This is a genomic window from Pseudomonas syringae CC1557 (assembly GCF_000452705.1).
Classification (GTDB): Bacteria; Pseudomonadota; Gammaproteobacteria; order Pseudomonadales; family Pseudomonadaceae; genus Aquipseudomonas; species Aquipseudomonas syringae_F.
Window position 1 is genome coordinate 12,088 of sequence record NZ_CP007015.1, and the last position, 17,271, is coordinate 29,358.

Below are 17,271 nucleotides of genomic sequence, written 5' to 3' on the forward strand. Positions count from 1 at the left end.
CCGGGTTCTGCCAGCGGCAAGCCCTGCGCCCAAGGCCCAGTCGCTCAAGACCACCAGTCCAAAGCGTTCGGCGCCCGCCTCCCCGGCAAAGCCCGCAGAGGCTCCGCCTAACGATTCCAAATGCTCCGCGAACTGATCCGCGCAGCACGGGTTTGTCCAGGTTTAGGTGACTTATGAGAAAGTTTCGAAAATCCAAAGAAGACGTGATCGAGCAGGAGCGGCAACTGGCCGCCCGTACCAGCATCGACGCGGCAACCGCACAAGAAATCAGCCTGGTTGAACAGGCTTGGATCCATGCAGCGCGGTACTTTGAAAAGAGCATCGCCGCCGATGAAAAGGCCAAGACCAAACGAGCAACGCGGTTGAATTATGTGTTTGGGACCATTGCCGTCATGTCGGTTGCCGCCGTGATGGGCCTGACCCCACTCAAGACCGTTCAACTGGGCCTGGTACGTGTAGACAGAAACTCCGGCTACACGGATGTGGTGTGGGCCGACGACAAAGGCAAGCCACAGGAGCAGATCGATGACGAGTTCTGGCTTTCCGCGTACACGCGTTTCCGCGAGAGCTACAACTTTTCGAGTAACGATGCCAATTACAGCATGGTCAAGTTGATGTCCTATGACGAGACCTTTACCGAGTACCGCAACTTCCAGTTGTCCTCCAAGGGCTATCTGGAAGTGCTGGGGACCAACCGGCAAATACGCACAGATATCAACAATATCAACTTCCTTGATCGTAAAGATCGGGAAGGCACCGCCCAGGTGCGGATCACCAAAACCGTGCTGGACCGCAACGGCGTCCCCGACCCCCAGCTGCACCCGGTGACCTGGGTGGCCACAGTGACCTACGACTACAAAAACCCTGCCAAAAAAGCCGGTGACCAGTGGCTAAACCCCCGTGGCTTCGGGATCAAGGCCTACACAATGACTCAGGAAGTTGGGGTGTCCAATGGCAAATAAAGCCGCTTCAGGCCTCACGGCCTTGTTACTCATGACATTCGGTCTGCCTGCCTTTGCCGAGAGCATGGGCACTGGCTCGGCACTGGACCGGCGCGTGCAGACGGCCATTTATTCACCTGACGAGGTGTACAGGATTCAAGCGACGGTGGGCCGTGGAGCGCTGGTCCAGCTTCAATCAAACGAGACGATCAATCAAGACACCGGGCTGATGGTATCGGGCGATCCGAAAGCTTGGTCTATTGGTCCAAACAAAGCGGGCAATATGGTTTCGCTCAAACCGGTTACCGATAAAGAGCCCGATACGAACCTGACCATCAACACCAATCGGCGTACCTATCTGATTGAGCTGAAGTTGGTCGAGCGCTACCAAGACTCGACCTATCTGCTGCGCTTCACCTACCCCGAGCCGCCGAAAAAGTCTGGAGCAGCCCGCCGTGATCCCGGCAATCCCTGTGACGGCCCTGTGCAAAACGGCCCCTACCAAAAGCGCTCGAACGAAGAGAGTCGATCCATCGCGCCCTATGAGGGCTGGGACAACGGCATGCTGACCTGCTTCCGCTTTACTGGCAACGGGCCGCGCCCGGTGCTGTACCAGGTTCTACCAGACGGCACCGAAACGGTGGCCGACATGCACAACGAACAGAACGTGGTCGTGGTGCATGGGGTCAGCCGATTGTTTCGGTTTCGCCTGAACGGTCTGCTTGTAGAGGCCCGGCCTACTGCCCAGGTGAACACGGGGTACAACTTCAACGGGACCACCACCGGCGAGATTCGGGAGCTCAAGCATGCAGAACAATGACAACGACCAGGCTCCGGAGAACACTCAAGGGCCGGACAGCATCGGGCCGCCCGAAGCAGCAGCGTCCACAGCAGCTTCTCCGGAACCGGCCCCGGTCTCCGAGCCTGATAGCACTCAGGCCCGCGGCGCCTTTGACGTGCGGGCCAAACGATCAGGCGATGCCCAAAACAAGAGAACGCTTTACCTGGGCCTGGTCGGGCTGGTGTTGGTTGGTCTGCTGGGGATAGGCGGACTTTGGTACTTCACCATTTCCAAGATGAAAACCACCGGCTCCGAGGTCGATGAAACCAACGTCAAGAAGGACGCGACCCTGGACGTGAATCTGGGTACCGATGACAGCATGAAAAAGGCACGGGAAGCCAAGCTGGCCGCAGACAAAGCCGAAGAGGATAGGCGAGCCCGAGCGGAAAGGGAGCGATTGGCCAAGGAGCAAAAAGATAAAGAGGATGCCGAGCGCGGAAAAAACGGTCAGGACCATGCCGGTAGTGCGCCGCCTCCGCCCGGCTCGCCCGGCCAGAACCCGCCCGTGGAACAGACCCCCCGGCAACGCAAACTGGGACGTGAAATGTTGGTCACCTCGGAAGACGCGCAGGGTACTGGTGCTGGGAATACTCAGCCGCAACAGCCTTCCGGCGAGCAGCCATCCCTGCCGCCTTCAATGCTGGCCGACATTCAGGGCGGATCGAGCAGCGGTCTGGGTGGTGAATCGTCCAGCAGAAAACGCAGCAGCCTGAGCAATCTGGGCGGCACCACCTTTACCCCGGCTAAGGCTTACCTGGCACCGAACCGCAAGTACCTGGTCAGCCACAACACCTACACGCGCTGCGCGCTGTACACCGAAATCATCAGTACACACCCAGGAATGGTGGATTGTCGTCTGACCGATCCGCTGTATTCCGCTGATGGCTCCACGGTGATTGCGGCAGCAGGTGACAAGCTCACCGGTGAACAGACGGTTGAGGTTGGGCCAGGCGAAACCAGCGTGTTCACCACCTGGACCGAAATCGAAACCCAAGCGGGTGTGCGGGCCAAGATCGACAGCTTGGGTGCAGGCCCCATGGGAGCCAGCGGGACCGAAGCCTGGATCAATCGCCACTACATGCAGCGCTTTGGCGGTGCAGTGATGTTGTCGTTCATCCAAGACGCGCTTCAGGCCGCGTCCAACACGACGCAGAAAAGCTCGGGGTCCGGAGGCTACACGGTGAACAACAGCGAGCAGAACGTGGAGAGCATGGCCAACAAGGCGTTGGACAGCACCATCAACATTCCGGACACCGCACACCTGCTGCCGGGCACCGTAATCACTGTCATCGTGGCCCGAGACATCGACTTTTCATCGGTTTTCGAGAACCGCTAAGGAGTATTCATGACGCAAGAACAAGGACTCACCGAAGACACCCTGGTCCTGGACTTCCTCGACCAGGCAGGCGTCACCGAGCGCCTGAGTCGTCAGGGCACCAAGGACGTGGCCATCAACCGGCCTTACGAGCTGTGGGTGGACGGTCCAAACGGCTGGCAATACGAAGAAGCGCCTTGGCTCACTTACAACCTGTGCTGGCGGCTGGCCAATGCGCTCTGCGCGCTGAACTACCGCGTGCTGGCCCCTCATTCACCGATTCACACGGTGGAGCTGCCTGGCGGGGAGCGGGGCCAGATTGTCATGGCCCCGGCATGCGAAAAGGGCACTCTGTCGACCACGTTTCGAAAACCCTCTTTGGATCGCTTCACCCATATGGATTACGTCAACAGTGGCCGCTATGACCGAGCCAGGGCCATTGCTTCACCGATACTGGCCCTGAAAGACTGGCAGCGCGACATGCAGGAGGCCCATGCGGCTGGCCACTGGCACCGGTTCATGGAAATCGCCATCGCCCATCGCCAGAACATCATCATTTTTGGTGGGCCGGGCTCGGGTAAAACCACTTACGGCAAGTCGCTGATCGACATGTTTCCGGTTAACCGCCGCATGATCACTATCCAGGAAATACTGGAGGACCCCATGCCCTTCCATCCCAACCATGTGCATCTGCTCTATGGCCATGTGGTGACGCCCAAAGCCCTGGTGGCCAGCGCGCTACGGATGAAGCCCGACCACCTGTTTCTGGCCGAGCTGACGGGTGACGAGGTGTGGCACTTCATCGAGATTCTGAACACCGGCACCAAGGGCACCGTGACCACCGCGCACGCCAATGACAGTGAAGCAGGCTACGCCCGTGTGTGCGGCCTGGTGAAGCAGTCACCAATCGGCCTCGGCCTGGATTACGCGTACATCGAGCGCCTGGTGCGCACCTCATTTGACGTGGTCGTGTACATGGAAAACACCTACATCGAAGAAGTGCATTACGAACCCGAACACAAGCTGGCCTTGCTCAATGGCCAGCGTCAACGAGCTGCCTAGGAGAACGCCATGTGGTGGAAAATCTTGCTATCAATCGTGTTCATGATGGCTGTGTGCTTCGTTATCGGGCTGTACGCAGGGGGGGCTATGTATCTGCACCTGACCCAAGGTCACTTCGCGGGCTTGGCCTGGGACACGCTATGGGAGACCCGCAAGCTGGCCTGGAACGACCGGCGGATGCTGTACGTGCCTTGGTCTTGGTGTGTGACGGCTGCCCTCACCTTCTTGCCAGTAGGCATCACACTGATGGCCCTTTTCGTGCGTTTGAAGCCCAAGACCTCGCTACACGGTGATGCCCGCTTTGCCAACAACCGCGAGCTGCGCCAGTTCGAGTACCAAGGCGAATACAAGAACACCAGCAAGTAGGCATTGCACCCGCATCACCCCCTGATACTCCCGCATTTTCAAACCATCCCAGTGCACCGCTACGCAGTCGGCTATCAGCTGTCTGGCGTTTGGCTGTGCCTAGCTTTATCCATATGAGGTGTACCGTGCTGCTACCTTTCGAGCTGGACCCCGAAATCATTCAACACATCATCCATAGTCAGGCTGGATCGATCGGCAAGGCCATCATCGAGCTGGTGATGAACTCTGTAGACGCCGATGCCACCGCATTGCGCCTGACCATGACCAAAGAGGGTTTTCACTGCGCTGATGATGGTCGCGGATTTGCCAGCCGCAATGACGTGTTGCGTTACTTCGGACGCTTTGGCACACCGCACCAGGAAGGTGATGCCACTTATGGCCGGTTCCGCCTGGGCCGGGGCCAGATCATGGCGCACGCCAAAACACGTTGGGCTTCCAACGATTGGCAGATGACCGTTGATACCCGCTCGATGGGCTACAACTACGAGCTGGACGATCTTGAACATGGTGCACCGGGTTGCTCCATTGAGGGCACCTGGTACGAACCGCTCAACGATTTGGAGTTGATGTCTGCCGTCCAGGAGATTCGTGACCTGGTGCGCTACACCCGCATCAGCGTTGAACTCAATGGCCGTCTCATTACCCGCGATCCTGCAACGGAAAAGTGGGACTTTGAAGACGAATACGCCTATTACCGGGCCAAGGAAGAAGGCGCGGTTTCGATCTACAACCAAGGTGTGCTGGTCCGTCACGATTCCTCGCACCTCTGGGGGGCTGGAGGCCTGATCGTGACCAAGCGGGCGATCGCACTCAACGTCTCCCGTAGCGAGATACTGCGCAAGACCTGCCCGGTCTGGAAAGCAATCGCCAAAGTATTCGCCCCGTTGGCTGAAAAGGTCTCGGGGCAGTCAGGTGGACGCCGCAAGACAGAAGCACGTCGAGCGCGATCAGCGCTGTCGTTGCTCAGCGGTGCAGCTGATGTGGGCAAAATATTCTGCCATGAAGAAGTCATCACGGTGCTGCCAGGCAAACGGCATATCACCCTGATGGATTTTATTAACAAGGCGTTTCGTGAACACAAGGGCACCTACACCGTTGTTTTAAAGGGCAGTGACATACCCAAAGGCGAAGGTATTGCCGGGCAGCGCATTATCCAGGTGCTGCATCCACAAACGCTTGACCGCTTCGGTTGCCATAGCGTTGAAGATTTTGAAGATGTGCTGGAGCGGGTGATTGCCAATGCGAGACCTGCCGTCAGTCACTGGTTCCGTGACCTGAAGGTGCCCCAGTGCGCCGCTTTCACGACCGTCAAGAAGGCTTATGTCGAACGAACATCGATTGTCGATGAGAAAAAGGCGCTGGACAAAGAAACACGCCGGGCCTGGATCGCGTTGCGCTGGTGCCTGCAACACTACGCCGGTGCGTGTGTGGGGGCTGAACGCTGGAATGATGGCACCGTTCGACATAGCAAAGACCGCCTGGATGTGTTGCTTGGCGAGTCAAACACCAGTGAAGCGTGGACGGATGGTAAAACCTACCTGGCCATCAACCGCCCCATCGTGCAACGGCTCAAGTCTGATCCCATGAAAACGGCTGCCTACATCTTCGGGCTGGTCGAACACGAGGTGGCGCACCAGGGTGACAGCATGGCATGCGGGCATGACGAAGCGTTCTATCAGCGCTTCCATGACATTTCCCTGCGCATGGCTCCCGAGCGTCAGCGGTTTATGCATAAGTGGTTGATGAAATACACCACGAGCCTGGAAATGGAAGGCAAGAGGGCAACCGGCAACGCCTGGGGAGAGCTTCACCTGGTGAGGCGTGTGGGCACTGGCCGTATGAAACGCGGTTTGTCGGACGCCATCGAGGACGACTCTGCGGACCCGATTGTCAGCACGCCCGTGCCAGAGCAGGACATGGCGTTGCTCAGCAGGATCAATGCCGGGTTGATCGACAAGGGTGTCTGCCCTCCGCCGCCCGACTGGAACAGGGTCATCGAGCAGGCCAAGGCCGATCAGGTGGCGAACAGCGAGCAGTTGAAGGAGCGGTTGCAGGCTCAGCGCGAGGCTCAAAACGCTGAATACGCAGCGCTTGAGTTGCAGATCGAAAAGGCTAAGCCCGAAGTCGCACGGATTCTGGACATGCCGCTGGCAGACATTCCAGCCGGTGCTCTGAACTACCTCGCTCATTTGCTGGCCACCGGAGGCGATGAGCAAGAGATACGCACCGAATGGGAATGCCAGTTCGGACAGCCGGACTTCGATGATGATCCCTATGACTATTTCACCGAAGAGGAGTTGGCCGAAGAGCAGGCACGCAGCGACCAGTTCAATCAGGAGCAATTGGCAGCTGAACAGGACGACGATCCACGCCGTAAGTTAGCTAAGGATTACCACGGCATGGTCGAGCCTGGCGAAACGTGGTGGATGCTTGAACGCAATGCTGCCGCTGCCGGTTTTTGGCGAGTCGAGAGCTACCTCGAATGGCGTCACGCCGATCAAGCCAACACGGACTGAAAAATCCTTTCCATGCACCGCCACGCAGACGGCCATTGCCACCTGGTGTCGGGCTGTGTCCAGAAGTACCTTGCAGGAGATTCCCCATGGAACAAGCAAAAGAATCGAAACCCTTTCTCTTTCTGGGTTTGCCCTTGCCCATTGCGCTGGGCGTTGTCTTCGTCATTGCAGCCTGGCTGGGCATTTGTATTGCACTCACCCAGCTCAATGAGATCAGCACATCGGTCAGGCAGATCCAGGCCAATCAGCAGGTGGCCATCGCCCTGCAACAAAGCCTCGACGCCCAGGCGATTGAGCGTCGAGCAGGTGTCCGCTGATGGCCAGAGGTAAATCCAAACCCATCAGCCCGGACAATCCCCAAGAACGGATCGAGGAGCATCCCGCGTTCTTGCTCGGCAAGCACCCCACGGAGGACTCGTTTCTGGCCAGCTACGGGCAACAGTTCGTGATGCTGGCAGCGCCTCCTGGTTCCATGAAAGGTGTCAGTGCGGTGATCCCCAACCTGTTGAGCTACCCCGATTCAATGGTGGTCAACGATCCGAAATTTGAGAACTGGGAAATCACATCGGGCTTCAGGGCTTCTGCCGGGCAGAAGGTCTACCGCTTTTCACCTGAACGCCTGGAAACGCACCGTTGGAACCCGAACAGCGCCATCAACCGCGATCCTCTGTACCGACTAGGTGATATTCGTACCCTGGCTCGCGTGTTGTTCGTCTCCGACAACCCCAAGAATCAGGAGTGGTACAACAAGGCGGGCAACGTGTTTTCATCCATCCTGCTGTACCTGATGGAAACGCCGGAAATGCCCTTCACGTTGCCCCAGGCCTACGAAATCGGCTCATTGGGTACCGGGATGGGGACGTGGGCTCAGCAGATCATCGAATTGCGCAGCATCGGCCCTAATGCGCTCAGCTTTGAAACCCTTCGAGAGCTTAACGGTGTGTACGAAGCCTCGAAAAACAAGAGCAGTGGTTGGTCCACCACCGTGGATATCGTGCGTGACGTGTTGTCGGTGTATGCCGAAAAGACGGTGGCCTGGGCGGTGTCAGGTGACGACATCGACTTTGCCAAAATGCGCGAGGAAAAGACCACAGTTTATTTCAGCGTTACGGAAGGAAACCTGAAGAAGTACGGCCCGCTGATGAACCTGTTTTTCACCCAGGCGATTCGGCTCAATGCCAAAGTGCTGCCTGAGCAAGGCGGGCATTGCGCAGATGGCACGCTTCGGTACAAGTACCAACTGGCTCTGATGATGGACGAATTTGCCATCATGGGCCGTATGGAAATCATGGAAACCGCGCCAGCACTGACCCGAGGCGCCGGTTTACGGTTTTTCCTGATTTTCCAAGGCAAAGACCAGATTCGTGCCGTTTACGGAGAGGAAGCGGCCAACGGCATCATGAAGGCGATCCACAACGAAATTGTGTTCGCCCCCGGTGATATCAAGCTGGCTGAGGAGTACAGCAGGCGCTTGGGTAACACGACCGTGCGCGTCCACAACCAATCGTTGAACAGGCAGAGGCACGAGGTGGGGGCTCGGGGGCAAACCGACAGTTACAGCGAGCAACCCCGCCCCTTGATGTTCCCCCAGGAGGTGAACGAGTTGCCTTTTGACAAGCAGCTGATTTTTGTCCAAGGCAATCGACAGACAGAGCCCATGAAAATCCTGGCGCGCAAGATTATTTACTTCGAAGAGGAAGTGTTTAAAGCGCGACAGAAGATGACGCCTCCGCCCTTGCCTGTCGGTGACGCCTCCAAAATCGATGCGCTCACCGTACCGGTGCGCACCATCGAATCCAAGGTCGCAGTGGCAGACACCAAGCCCATGCAGGCCGAACAGCGACAGCGCTGGAATCCCAAAGACAAAGCGTCCGAAGTGGCTCAGGCCGAAGCGGATAAGGCACAGCCAGTTGAGGTCGAGCCTGATCCAGAGCCTGTGCAGGCTGACGACACCTCGGAACCGATGTAGTCCCCCACCGGCGCACCCAAGCGCCTGCAGGAGCAAAACATGAATACCTACAGCAAAACGGCTGACCGCCAGGGTCAGGCCGCTGGCAACGCCGTGCCTGGTCGCGGCAAAACGCGGGTCTGCGCGCTGTTCGCAGTGTGCCTGATGGGCAGTGGATCAGCCTTCGCCGGTGACCCGTGCAAGTCCGTGCTTTGCCTCTACGGCAAGTTCGCCGGCAATAGTGGTAGCAGCGAGTGCCGAAGCGCTGAGCAGGACTACTTCAGCATCCTGGTCAAGAAGCACGGGAATATCAAATGGAGCGAAACCGCTTCGGCGCGCCAGGACTACCTCAACAGCTGCCCCGATGCTGATCAGAGCTACACCCAAAAAATCAACGACAAGTTCGGCAAGGTCCAGGGCTAAGCCCCAGATCCTGACAAGGAGAACACCATGCGAGTATTCATTGCGGAAAAGCCCGACTTGGGCCAGGTCATTGCCGAGGCGCTGGGCACCGTTATACGCAAGGACGGCTATTTCGAGTGCGGCAGCAACGATATCGTCACCTGGTGCGTGGGCCACCTGCTTGAACTGGCCCCGCCCGAGGTTCACAACCCCGATTATAAAAACTGGGTTCAGGCCGACTTGCCCCTGAAGCTGCGCCCGGCCAAGTACCAGCCCATTGCGCGCACTCGCGACCAGCTCAAAGTGGTCCAGCAGCTGATCGGTCGCGCCTCGGAAATCGTCCACGCCGGTGACCCGGACGACGAAGGCCAGTTGCTGGTCGACGAGGTCCTGGTGCATTTCGGCAACACCGCGCCGGTCAAACGTATCTTGATCAACGACATGAACGCCAATGCCGCCCGCAAAGCATTGGACGGCCTTCGCGACAACAGCGAGTTTTACGGCCTGTTCCAGAAGGCCCTGGCCCGCAGCATCGGTGATCAGTTGTATGGATTCAATATGACTCGCGCCTGCACCCTGGCCGGTAGGGCCAAGGGCGTCAAAAGCGTGTTGTCAGTGGGACGCGTGCAGACTCCGATCCTGGGGCTGATCGTGAATCGCTACCTGGCCAACAAGGGTCACGCCAGTGCGTTTTACTACACGGTTGCGGCAAGCCTGGCCTTTGGTAGCAGTCGTCCCCAGGCCCGCCTCGTGGTGGCCGCGGATGCCCCCATCGATGACAAGAACCGCATCATCGACGAGGCGTATGCCACGCAGGTAGCCGACGCGTGCCGAATGAAGCCTGCGGACGTGATCGAGGCCCGTGTGGAGGAGAAGCAAACCCCGGCACCCTTGCCGTTCGCGTTGCTCGACCTGCAGGTCTACATGAGCAAGACCCACAGCATCGATGCCGAGAAAACCCTAGCCCTGACCCAGGCGCTGCGCGAGAAGTACAAGGCCATCACCTACAACCGTTCCGATTGCAGCTACCTGTCCGACGAACAATTTGCCGAGGCTCCGGAGACCTTGAGCCTGCTAAGTCAGGCCCTACCGGATTTGGCCGGGATGTTCACCGAGGTGAATTCGGAACGTAAAAGCCGGGCGTTTGACGACAGCAAGGTCTCGGCGCACACCGCGATCATCCCAACGGCAGTGAAGATCGACATTGCCCAGCTAAGTGACGATGAACGCGCCGTGTACCTGGCCATCGTCAAACGCTACGTCGCGCAGTTCTTGCCCGAGAAACGCTACCTCAGTGCCGAGGTGCGTTTTGGCGTGAACGGACACACCTTCGTTGCGCGCTCCACCAAAGTGACGCAGCCAGGGTGGACGGCGCAGGTCACTGAAGAAAACGAGCAAGACGAAGACGCGTCGGACGCCGCCGAGGTCGCGAGCCCCTTCGATGCTCTGGCGGATATGAAAGTCGGTGACGCCGGGGTATGCGATGGCATTACGGTGGCCAAGGAAAAGACCAAGCCCCTGCCGCTTTATACCGAAGCCACGTTGCTCAAGGATCTGCAGCGCGTGGCCAAGTATGTGAAAGACCCGCGCATCAAGCAGCTACTGATCGACCGTGACCAGGGCAAGAAAGGCGAGAACGGCGGCATCGGCACCCCGGCGACCCGTGGTGCTGTACTGGCCAAGTTGCAGGAGCGTGGTTTCTACGCGGTAGAGAAGAAAAAACTGATCCCCACCGCGTTGGGGCTGGAGTTCATTGCCGCGTTGCCAGCGATTGCGACCACGCCGGACATGACCGCGCTCTGGCATGAACAGCAACAGATGATCGAGGCCGGTGAACTGACCGTCGACGCGTTCCTGGACGAGCTGGAGTCCTTCATTGCAGACCAGGTGCAGAACATCGACCTGGGCAACGTGCAAGGCGATGGTAAGCCGGTATTGGACAGCCTGAACGCTCAGTGCCCCATGTGCGGCGGTGAACTGGCCGTCACCCCGCGAGTGATCGGATGTCGCGCCTGCGCTTTCAAGTTCCATCCGGAAGTCAGCGGCAAGATGCTGTCGCCCGGCCAGATCGAGGCGCTGCTGACGAATGGCAAGACCGGCGTGCTGAAAGGTTTTCACAGCAAGAAAACCGGTAAGTCCTTTGAAGCGGCCCTGAAGCTCAATCACGAAGCCAAGCTGGAATTCGTATTCAGCCGCAAACCCACGCGCGCGTGACCCCCTCTCTCCAAAGAAGGCTTTAGCTATGCCAGAGGAACAACAGCCCAAGGGGGCGCAGTGGCCAGCCGGTGAAACGATGACGGCGCACTGCCCCAACTGCGAAACCCCCGCAACCGTGGATATCGTCAACGTCAAAGCGTGGGAAATGATCTGGCGTCCAGTGGATTGCGACAACTGCTTTGCAGAGTTTGAGTTGTCGGCAGACGGTTCAACGGCATTGCTGCTGGGCCCAGCTGAGCAGTCTACAGCCCGAGGCCGAGAGCTTCTGAGCACGATATTCGTGTTTGACCCAAACGAAGACACCCCTTAACGAACTCATTGAAGAAGGAGCGCACTCATGGCGCGTGGAATCAATAAAGCGATCCTGGTAGGCACATGCGGACAAGACCCTGACTGTCGTTACCTGCCCAACGGCACTGCGGTAACCAACCTGAGCCTGGCCACCAGCGAGCAGTGGACTGACAAGCAGAGCGGGCAGAAGGTCGAAAAGACCGAATGGCACCGCGTGTCGCTGTTTGGCAAGGTGGCCGAAATTGCCGGCGAATATCTGCGCAAGGGTTCGCAGGTCTACATCGAGGGCAAGCTGCAAACCCGCGAATGGGAAAAGGACGGTATCAAGCGCTACACCACGGAAATCGTCGTGGACATGCAAGGCACCATGCAGCTGCTCGGTGGCCGTCCACAGGGCGACTCCCAACACAGCCAGAACGGCCAGGGCAGCGGTGACAGCGATCACCAGGAACCCCCTCGGCAGCAAGCTCCCCAGCAGGCGGCACCGGAAAAACCATCCGGCAAAGGCAAAGCCGCACCAAAACCGCCACGTGCATCAGGCAAGCAGGCTCAGGCCAAAGCGCCTGCACCGCAACCCGCTGGGGATTTTGACGGCGGTGACGACAATATCCCGTTCATGGACCCCTACCGGTTCAACTGGATGCTGGTCTGACCCACCCACACAGCGATCTTGCCCACGTCAGGTGCCGCGCTCCCGGCTCGTCGTGACGCGCTCTATCGTCGCGGCGAACGGAAGCACGGGCGCAGCGCACACTTGACGCTACCTCTTTCAGAAAAGGCTCACCTTGGGAGTGTGGGGTAGCTTCACCACCCCGCGCTCCCGAGGTCAACGCGGCCGTTGCGAGATGACAAGGGCCGCGCCCTTGGTGTTCAAACCGCCCGGCATCAACAATTTTAGATCAAGCACACCGGGTGGTGTTTACCCGGTGCGAACCCCCCTATTCAAGGATTACCCAGATGAAATTCATCAAAAAGAAAATCGTGGTCATCAATTACACCGGCACCGTTGGCAAAACTACCATCGCGGCAAACCTGTTGTGGCCACGTATGGGCGGCGCGCCGCTCTATGCCATTGAGTCAATCAACGAAACGGCTGAGAACCTTGGCTTGGATGTTGAGAAGCTGCGCGGCAATGCTTTCCGCGAGCTGTTCAAACGACTCATGCTTGAGGATCAGGCAATCATCGATGTTGGAGCGTCCAACGTTGAAGATTTTATGGCCAACCTGGAGGAGTTTGATGAAGCACATGAGGAAGTCGACTACTTCGTGATCCCGGTCACTTCAGGCACCAAGGAGCAAAAAGAAACGGTCAGTATGATTAGTAGCCTGGCCTCACTTGGCGTACCCCCTGAAAAGATCCTTGTATTGTTCAATCGTGTCAAAAAGGACGTGGAAACAGAGTTTCCGATTATTTTTGCTTTTCACCAGCGCGCCAGTGTCTTCACGTTGAATCCTGCATGTGCCGTTTTCGAATCAGAACTGTTTGATGCCTTGTCTATCCACCGTATTTCGATGCAAAGCGTCATGGAAGATGACACCGATTACAAAGCACTTCTTAAGGACAAAAAGGCTAGCGCACAAGAGCGTGATCGTTGGTCTGATATGTACGGACTGAAGCTTTTGTGTAAAGGAGTAAACCGCAAGCTTGATGGGGTTTTCGCTGCTCTGTTTGGCCTTGAGGTGATCAAATGAGTGAACATGAAACTATTCCCTCTACAGCGCGTGATGCTCTGATCATTGAGCTTTTGAGTGATGTAGGTCGTTTGCATGATGATATAAAACGAATTCCGCAGTTGCTCGAGCTATCGATGAGGGATTCACTGGATATTGTGGCCGACGCAGTAGAGGATGCGGAAGACACCGCATTGCTTTTGCAAGAAACGACAAAGGAAGTCATTCAAGCGACTGCCGCCAAAGCAGGTGTGGACGTTGCTTTGGAAATGTCCACGGCCATTCACCAGAGTTTAGAGCGAGTGTTCGAACCTGCTTTGCAGCGCGCAGCGATCAAAATCGATGACTTGGAAAAGCGAGTCAGCTCTTTATCCGGCAATTTTCGTGATACCCAGGCCTCACGGTTCAACTACATTGTTTTGGCAGGATTTGTGGCCGTGTGTATCGCGGTGGTGTGTGCAATGGGGTGGGTAGCGATAAAGGCTCAGGACGTGAATGAAACCAATCGATGGTTTTATCACGAATATAAAAAACAGCAGGCTGTCATTGATACGCTCCCGTCTGCCATTAAAAAACAGTTCGCGCAGTAACCACTGAGCTAACAACTATTTAACTGTCATGGCTTTGAAGTTCTGTTCGCGTCACTGATGACTTGGGCCCAGTTCGTTTTTTCCACCTCCTCCCTGATCTGCTTCATGCTTTGCCTGATGTTGGCCCTGGGCGTGGTCTTATCGCCATCCGGCAACGTGGTATTTCTGACCGCTGCGCTGTCGGTTTTTTCAGGTAGGGGGTGTTTAACCTGTCCGGCTCGTTTATGGCTTTTACGGATTCTGTACAGCGCCTGGTCAAAGTGACGAAGGCTGATCGCGAGTCCAGTATCCACCAGTTTTTGGTGGATTACCGTTCTGCTTACCCCTGAATCCAGGGCGTTTTCGATCACGTCATACAGATCGCGGATTTGCGCAGTGTACGACCTGGCTTTGCTGTCCTGAGCCAGTTCTGCCAACGCCTCACGCCGGTTTTCGGTTTCTTGAGCCAAGATTTGCCCCCTTGCTGCGTACAAAGTGATGTAATTCTGATGTAAATCTGTCGTATTCGAGCGTAACACTGATGTAGAAAAACGCAATGCCAAGCAATACTGACGTAATCCAGAGCATTTCAGATGCAATTCTGATGTAACCCGTGGGTTCACCCTGCTGACCCCCTATCTCGAAATCGCTAAACAGGCACGTTACCGATTGTCTACAAAAAAGAGCTTCGCCTTTTTCGTAGCCAATCGACGTGCCAAAGGGGATACCCCTTTGAAACCCCGCGGAGCGGGAAAGCGTTGTTGTTGTCGTTGTTGGTTGTCGTCATTCCAGGTGCCCCCAGGAGGTGATCTTGTGGCCGAAAAAGTGAACAAGTCGTGCCCAGTGTCATGCCGTTTCACGGACGAACAGTTCGCTCGGTTTGCCGAGGACATAGCTCAATCCGGCCTGAAGCCAGCCCGATTCTTTCGTGACCTGGTGATCAGCCGTTCGCCTACCTTCGAGCGGTCCGCAATCGATAAAAAGCGGATGCAGCAGGTATTCGAAAAGTCCGGACATGCTCTAAACCGAGTTGCCTATTCCGCAAACTCGGCACCTTACAACGGCACCGTTTATCAAAAGCAGTATCTCCACTGGCTTAATAAGCTGAATGCTATTCAACAACTGTTGCTCACCGTGTTGTCCGAGACTGACCCGCCAAAACCGGCAAGGCCAGTCCATAACGGCAACCGTGGTTCACCTAACGTATCTGGCAAAAAAGTTCATATCATCCGGTTTCGACTCACCCAAGACGAAATGACCCAGTTCGATGACATGATCAAACGGGCGGGCTGTTCTGCATCAACCTTTTTTAGAGAGCTGATTTTAAATCCAACTCCAGTATTCAGAGAGTTTACCGGGTTTAGGAGAAGAATAGTATTCATCGTCAATAAAGCCGGTAATAACATTTCGCAGTTGGCTTATATCGCTAAATCAGCCAGTGACAGGGGCCTCATCACCGACAGTGTGAGAGACAAATGGTATGAAGCGCTGGTGGTCATCGAAACGATTTTATTATCAGGTATTGAATATGCTGATTAGAGTCAGTGGCTATAACACCGGGGCGCAGGAGTATTTAGAACAAGGTAACAAGTCGGGCCGAGAGTTTACACGTGATGAATTGGACCATCGTTTGATCATTGAGGGGCAGCTCAGTGTTACTAGAGCTATCTACGAAAGTATCCCGGACCATGGCCAAGATCGCTACCTTACGTTCACGCTAAGCTTCAAAGAGGACACAGTGTCACCTGAATTGCTCAAGGCAGTGACGACCGACTTCAAGAACTTCTTTATGCATGCGTACAAGCCTGAAGAGTTCAATCTGTATGCCGAAGCGCACTTGCCAAAAATGAAGACGGTCACTGATAGGAAAACCGGCGAGGTGATTGACCGCAAGCCTCACATTCATATCATCATTCCACGTATCAACCTGCTGAGCGGCAACGAGGCCAATCCGGTCGATGTTTATAAGAATCATGAGAAGTATTTTGAAGCTTTTCAGGAGCACATTAACCAGAAGTACGGTCTGTCTTCACCGCGTGAGAATGTGCGTGCGGACATTACCGATGCGGCCAGTGTTTTGTCACGTTACAAGGGCGACGACTTTTACGGCAAGAACCGCCAGTTCAAACAGCAGCTGGTTAAGCAGGTCATTGAGCGCGGCGTAACTTCACGCGCCGATTTTTATGCCCTGGTAGCTGAGCACGGTGAAACGCGCATCCGTAACGAAGGCAAGGACAACGAATACATTTCGGTCAAATTGCCGGGTGACGCAAAGGGCACGAACCTGAAAGACACCATCTTTCAGGATGCCTTCATTGTCCGGCGTGAACTGAAAAAGCCGCCGCTTGAAGCCAGTGTGATCCAGGATCGCTTGCTTGCCTGGCCGCAGCGCGCAAGGGAAATCAAGTACGTCAACAAGGCCACCCCAAAGTTTCGCAAACAGTATTCCCAAGCTTCCCCTGAAGAGCGTGTTCGGCTACTGGCCGAGCGCGAAAACAATTTCTACCGAGCACATGGAGATGATTATGAATCCGTACACACCTGGCAACGACAGAGAGATAACCAGCGAAGTCCTGCTGAAACTGCAGGGCGACGCACTGCGGCACCTGCCGATGGCTTGCAAGACCTGTCCGTCAGCGATGTGGCAGATCACCGGCAAGCCGGACCGACCCGAAGCCGTGACGGTGCGTTGTTACTGCCCAGTGATGCACACGTTCACGTGGGACAGTCGCAACCAGGAGGAGATTCTGGATTGCGATCATCTGTACCAGCAGGAGGACGAGGAAGGCGGGCCGGGTCCACAACTGAGCGAGGAAGAGGAGGAAGCCAACCTGCCGCCGTTTCTCAGGAAACAAAGGGAACAGCAACGCCTGCAGGCACAACAGGCCGACGACGAGCCGGAGCTGGAAAACCCCGAAACACCCGAGTACGAGCTGGACGTGTAGTCCCGCCTTATGCCCAGAACCCCCACCGTGTCGCCACCATCGCTGACATCGAGGAGCGGGGCCGACGCCTGTTTGACCCGCTCAAGCGGCCTTCTGACAACGCGCTGGTGTTCTATCGATCATCCAGCCGCCCACAGGTGGCCGGCCAGTTGCCCCAGGCGAGGGCTGCGACGACAACGCCTGTCCA

At 56.6% G+C, this 17,271-nt stretch carries 19 protein-coding genes; 16 read left to right on the forward strand and 3 right to left on the reverse strand.

What is annotated here, in order from left to right; genetic code table 11:
* Positions 1-173: 173 nt before the first annotated feature.
* The 14 genes from N018_RS25455 (at position 174) to N018_RS25520 (ending at position 14,160) form a co-directional block, all read left to right on the forward strand.
* On the forward strand, positions 174-962 hold the full coding sequence (locus tag N018_RS25455) for a virB8 family protein (protein WP_025391082.1): 789 nt from the start codon (positions 174-176) through the stop codon (positions 960-962).
* On the forward strand, positions 952-1,761 hold the full coding sequence (locus N018_RS25460; protein WP_025391083.1) for a P-type conjugative transfer protein VirB9: 810 nt from the start codon (positions 952-954) through the stop codon (positions 1,759-1,761). Before N018_RS25455 ends, N018_RS25460 begins: the two co-directional genes overlap by 11 nt.
* Positions 1,748-3,118, forward strand: a complete 1,371-nt coding sequence (locus N018_RS25465; protein WP_025391084.1) for a TrbI/VirB10 family protein — start codon at positions 1,748-1,750, stop codon at positions 3,116-3,118. The genes N018_RS25460 and N018_RS25465 overlap by 14 nt, the downstream gene beginning before the upstream one ends.
* A gap of 9 nt (positions 3,119-3,127) precedes the next feature.
* Positions 3,128-4,159, forward strand: coding sequence for a P-type DNA transfer ATPase VirB11 (gene virB11, locus N018_RS25470; protein WP_025391085.1), 1,032 nt, complete (start codon positions 3,128-3,130; stop codon positions 4,157-4,159).
* Positions 4,160-4,168: 9 nt separating this feature from the next.
* Entirely contained in the window at positions 4,169-4,525 is a 357-nt protein-coding gene (locus N018_RS25475; RefSeq protein WP_010217013.1) for a hypothetical protein, read from the forward strand.
* A 125-nt stretch (positions 4,526-4,650) separates the two neighbouring features.
* Positions 4,651-7,041 carry an ATP-binding protein gene (locus N018_RS25480; RefSeq protein ID WP_025391086.1) on the forward strand — a complete coding sequence of 797 codons (2,391 nt, stop codon included), beginning with the start codon at positions 4,651-4,653 and terminating at the stop codon, positions 7,039-7,041.
* 86 nt (positions 7,042-7,127) lie between these two features.
* Positions 7,128-7,358: a hypothetical protein gene (locus tag N018_RS25485; protein ID WP_025391087.1), complete on the forward strand. Its 231-nt coding sequence runs from the start codon at positions 7,128-7,130 to the stop codon at positions 7,356-7,358.
* Complete coding sequence (locus N018_RS25490) at positions 7,358-9,010, forward strand: type IV secretory system conjugative DNA transfer family protein (protein WP_025391088.1); 1,653 nt, start codon at positions 7,358-7,360, stop codon at positions 9,008-9,010. Before N018_RS25485 ends, N018_RS25490 begins: the two co-directional genes overlap by 1 nt.
* 39 nt (positions 9,011-9,049) lie before the next feature.
* Positions 9,050-9,412 carry a TrbM/KikA/MpfK family conjugal transfer protein gene (locus N018_RS25495; protein WP_025391089.1) on the forward strand — a complete coding sequence of 121 codons (363 nt, stop codon included), beginning with the start codon at positions 9,050-9,052 and terminating at the stop codon, positions 9,410-9,412.
* A gap of 27 nt (positions 9,413-9,439) precedes the next feature.
* A complete protein-coding gene (locus tag N018_RS25500) occupies positions 9,440-11,605 on the forward strand; it encodes a type IA DNA topoisomerase (RefSeq protein WP_025391090.1) in 2,166 nt (721 codons plus the stop codon).
* A 28-nt stretch (positions 11,606-11,633) separates the two neighbouring features.
* The gene (locus N018_RS25505) at positions 11,634-11,918 is read left to right on the forward strand and encodes a hypothetical protein (RefSeq protein WP_025391091.1); all 285 of its coding nucleotides are present in this window, start codon (positions 11,634-11,636) and stop codon (positions 11,916-11,918) included.
* Between the two features lie 27 nt (positions 11,919-11,945).
* Positions 11,946-12,551, forward strand: coding sequence for a single-stranded DNA-binding protein (locus tag N018_RS25510; protein WP_025391092.1), 606 nt, complete (start codon positions 11,946-11,948; stop codon positions 12,549-12,551).
* A gap of 305 nt (positions 12,552-12,856) precedes the next feature.
* Positions 12,857-13,591, forward strand: coding sequence for a StbB family protein (gene stbB, locus N018_RS25515; RefSeq protein ID WP_025391093.1), 735 nt, complete (start codon positions 12,857-12,859; stop codon positions 13,589-13,591).
* Positions 13,588-14,160, forward strand: coding sequence for a hypothetical protein (locus tag N018_RS25520; protein ID WP_025391094.1), 573 nt, complete (start codon positions 13,588-13,590; stop codon positions 14,158-14,160). Before stbB ends, N018_RS25520 begins: the two co-directional genes overlap by 4 nt.
* 26 nt (positions 14,161-14,186) lie before the next feature.
* Here N018_RS25520 and N018_RS25525 read toward each other — a convergent pair whose 3' ends face one another.
* Positions 14,187-14,609 (reverse strand): hypothetical protein, encoded by a 423-nt coding sequence (locus tag N018_RS25525; RefSeq protein ID WP_040118649.1) that lies wholly within the window; start codon positions 14,607-14,609, stop codon positions 14,187-14,189.
* Between the two features lie 343 nt (positions 14,610-14,952).
* On the opposite strand from N018_RS25525, the gene N018_RS25530 reads away from it, so the two are divergent.
* Complete coding sequence (locus N018_RS25530; RefSeq protein WP_025391095.1) at positions 14,953-15,678, forward strand: plasmid mobilization protein; 726 nt, start codon at positions 14,953-14,955, stop codon at positions 15,676-15,678.
* Positions 15,679-15,880: 202 nt separating this feature from the next.
* On the opposite strand, the gene N018_RS28780 is transcribed toward N018_RS25530, so the two are convergent.
* Both N018_RS28780 and N018_RS28785 read right to left on the reverse strand, forming a co-directional pair.
* The gene (locus N018_RS28780) at positions 15,881-16,114 is read right to left on the reverse strand and encodes a hypothetical protein (RefSeq protein WP_040118650.1); all 234 of its coding nucleotides are present in this window, start codon (positions 16,112-16,114) and stop codon (positions 15,881-15,883) included.
* Positions 16,115-16,306: 192 nt separating this feature from the next.
* Complete coding sequence (locus N018_RS28785; protein WP_025391097.1) at positions 16,307-16,591, reverse strand: hypothetical protein; 285 nt, start codon at positions 16,589-16,591, stop codon at positions 16,307-16,309.
* Between the two features lie 73 nt (positions 16,592-16,664).
* On the opposite strand from N018_RS28785, the gene N018_RS28450 reads away from it, so the two are divergent.
* Positions 16,665-17,084, forward strand: coding sequence for a hypothetical protein (locus N018_RS28450; RefSeq protein WP_025391098.1), 420 nt, complete (start codon positions 16,665-16,667; stop codon positions 17,082-17,084).
* The last annotated feature ends 187 nt before the right edge of the window (positions 17,085-17,271 follow it).

Coding starts and splice junctions, on each gene's coding strand:
- N018_RS28780 (WP_040118650.1), bottom strand. CDS start 16,114: ATGATTCTTATAAACATCGACCGGATTGGCCTCGTTGCCGCTCAGCAG.
- N018_RS25495 (WP_025391089.1), top strand. CDS start 9,050: ATGAATACCTACAGCAAAACGGCTGACCGCCAGGGTCAGGCCGCTGGC.
- N018_RS25455 (WP_025391082.1), top strand. CDS start 174: ATGAGAAAGTTTCGAAAATCCAAAGAAGACGTGATCGAGCAGGAGCGG.
- N018_RS25460 (WP_025391083.1), top strand. CDS start 952: ATGGCAAATAAAGCCGCTTCAGGCCTCACGGCCTTGTTACTCATGACA.
- N018_RS25475 (WP_010217013.1), top strand. CDS start 4,169: ATGTGGTGGAAAATCTTGCTATCAATCGTGTTCATGATGGCTGTGTGC.
- stbB (WP_025391093.1), top strand. CDS start 12,857: ATGAAATTCATCAAAAAGAAAATCGTGGTCATCAATTACACCGGCACC.
- N018_RS25510 (WP_025391092.1), top strand. CDS start 11,946: ATGGCGCGTGGAATCAATAAAGCGATCCTGGTAGGCACATGCGGACAA.
- N018_RS25465 (WP_025391084.1), top strand. CDS start 1,748: ATGCAGAACAATGACAACGACCAGGCTCCGGAGAACACTCAAGGGCCG.
- virB11 (WP_025391085.1), top strand. CDS start 3,128: ATGACGCAAGAACAAGGACTCACCGAAGACACCCTGGTCCTGGACTTC.
- N018_RS25485 (WP_025391087.1), top strand. CDS start 7,128: ATGGAACAAGCAAAAGAATCGAAACCCTTTCTCTTTCTGGGTTTGCCC.
- N018_RS25505 (WP_025391091.1), top strand. CDS start 11,634: ATGCCAGAGGAACAACAGCCCAAGGGGGCGCAGTGGCCAGCCGGTGAA.
- N018_RS25520 (WP_025391094.1), top strand. CDS start 13,588: ATGAGTGAACATGAAACTATTCCCTCTACAGCGCGTGATGCTCTGATC.
- N018_RS25490 (WP_025391088.1), top strand. CDS start 7,358: ATGGCCAGAGGTAAATCCAAACCCATCAGCCCGGACAATCCCCAAGAA.
- N018_RS28450 (WP_025391098.1), top strand. CDS start 16,665: ATGAATCCGTACACACCTGGCAACGACAGAGAGATAACCAGCGAAGTC.
- N018_RS25500 (WP_025391090.1), top strand. CDS start 9,440: ATGCGAGTATTCATTGCGGAAAAGCCCGACTTGGGCCAGGTCATTGCC.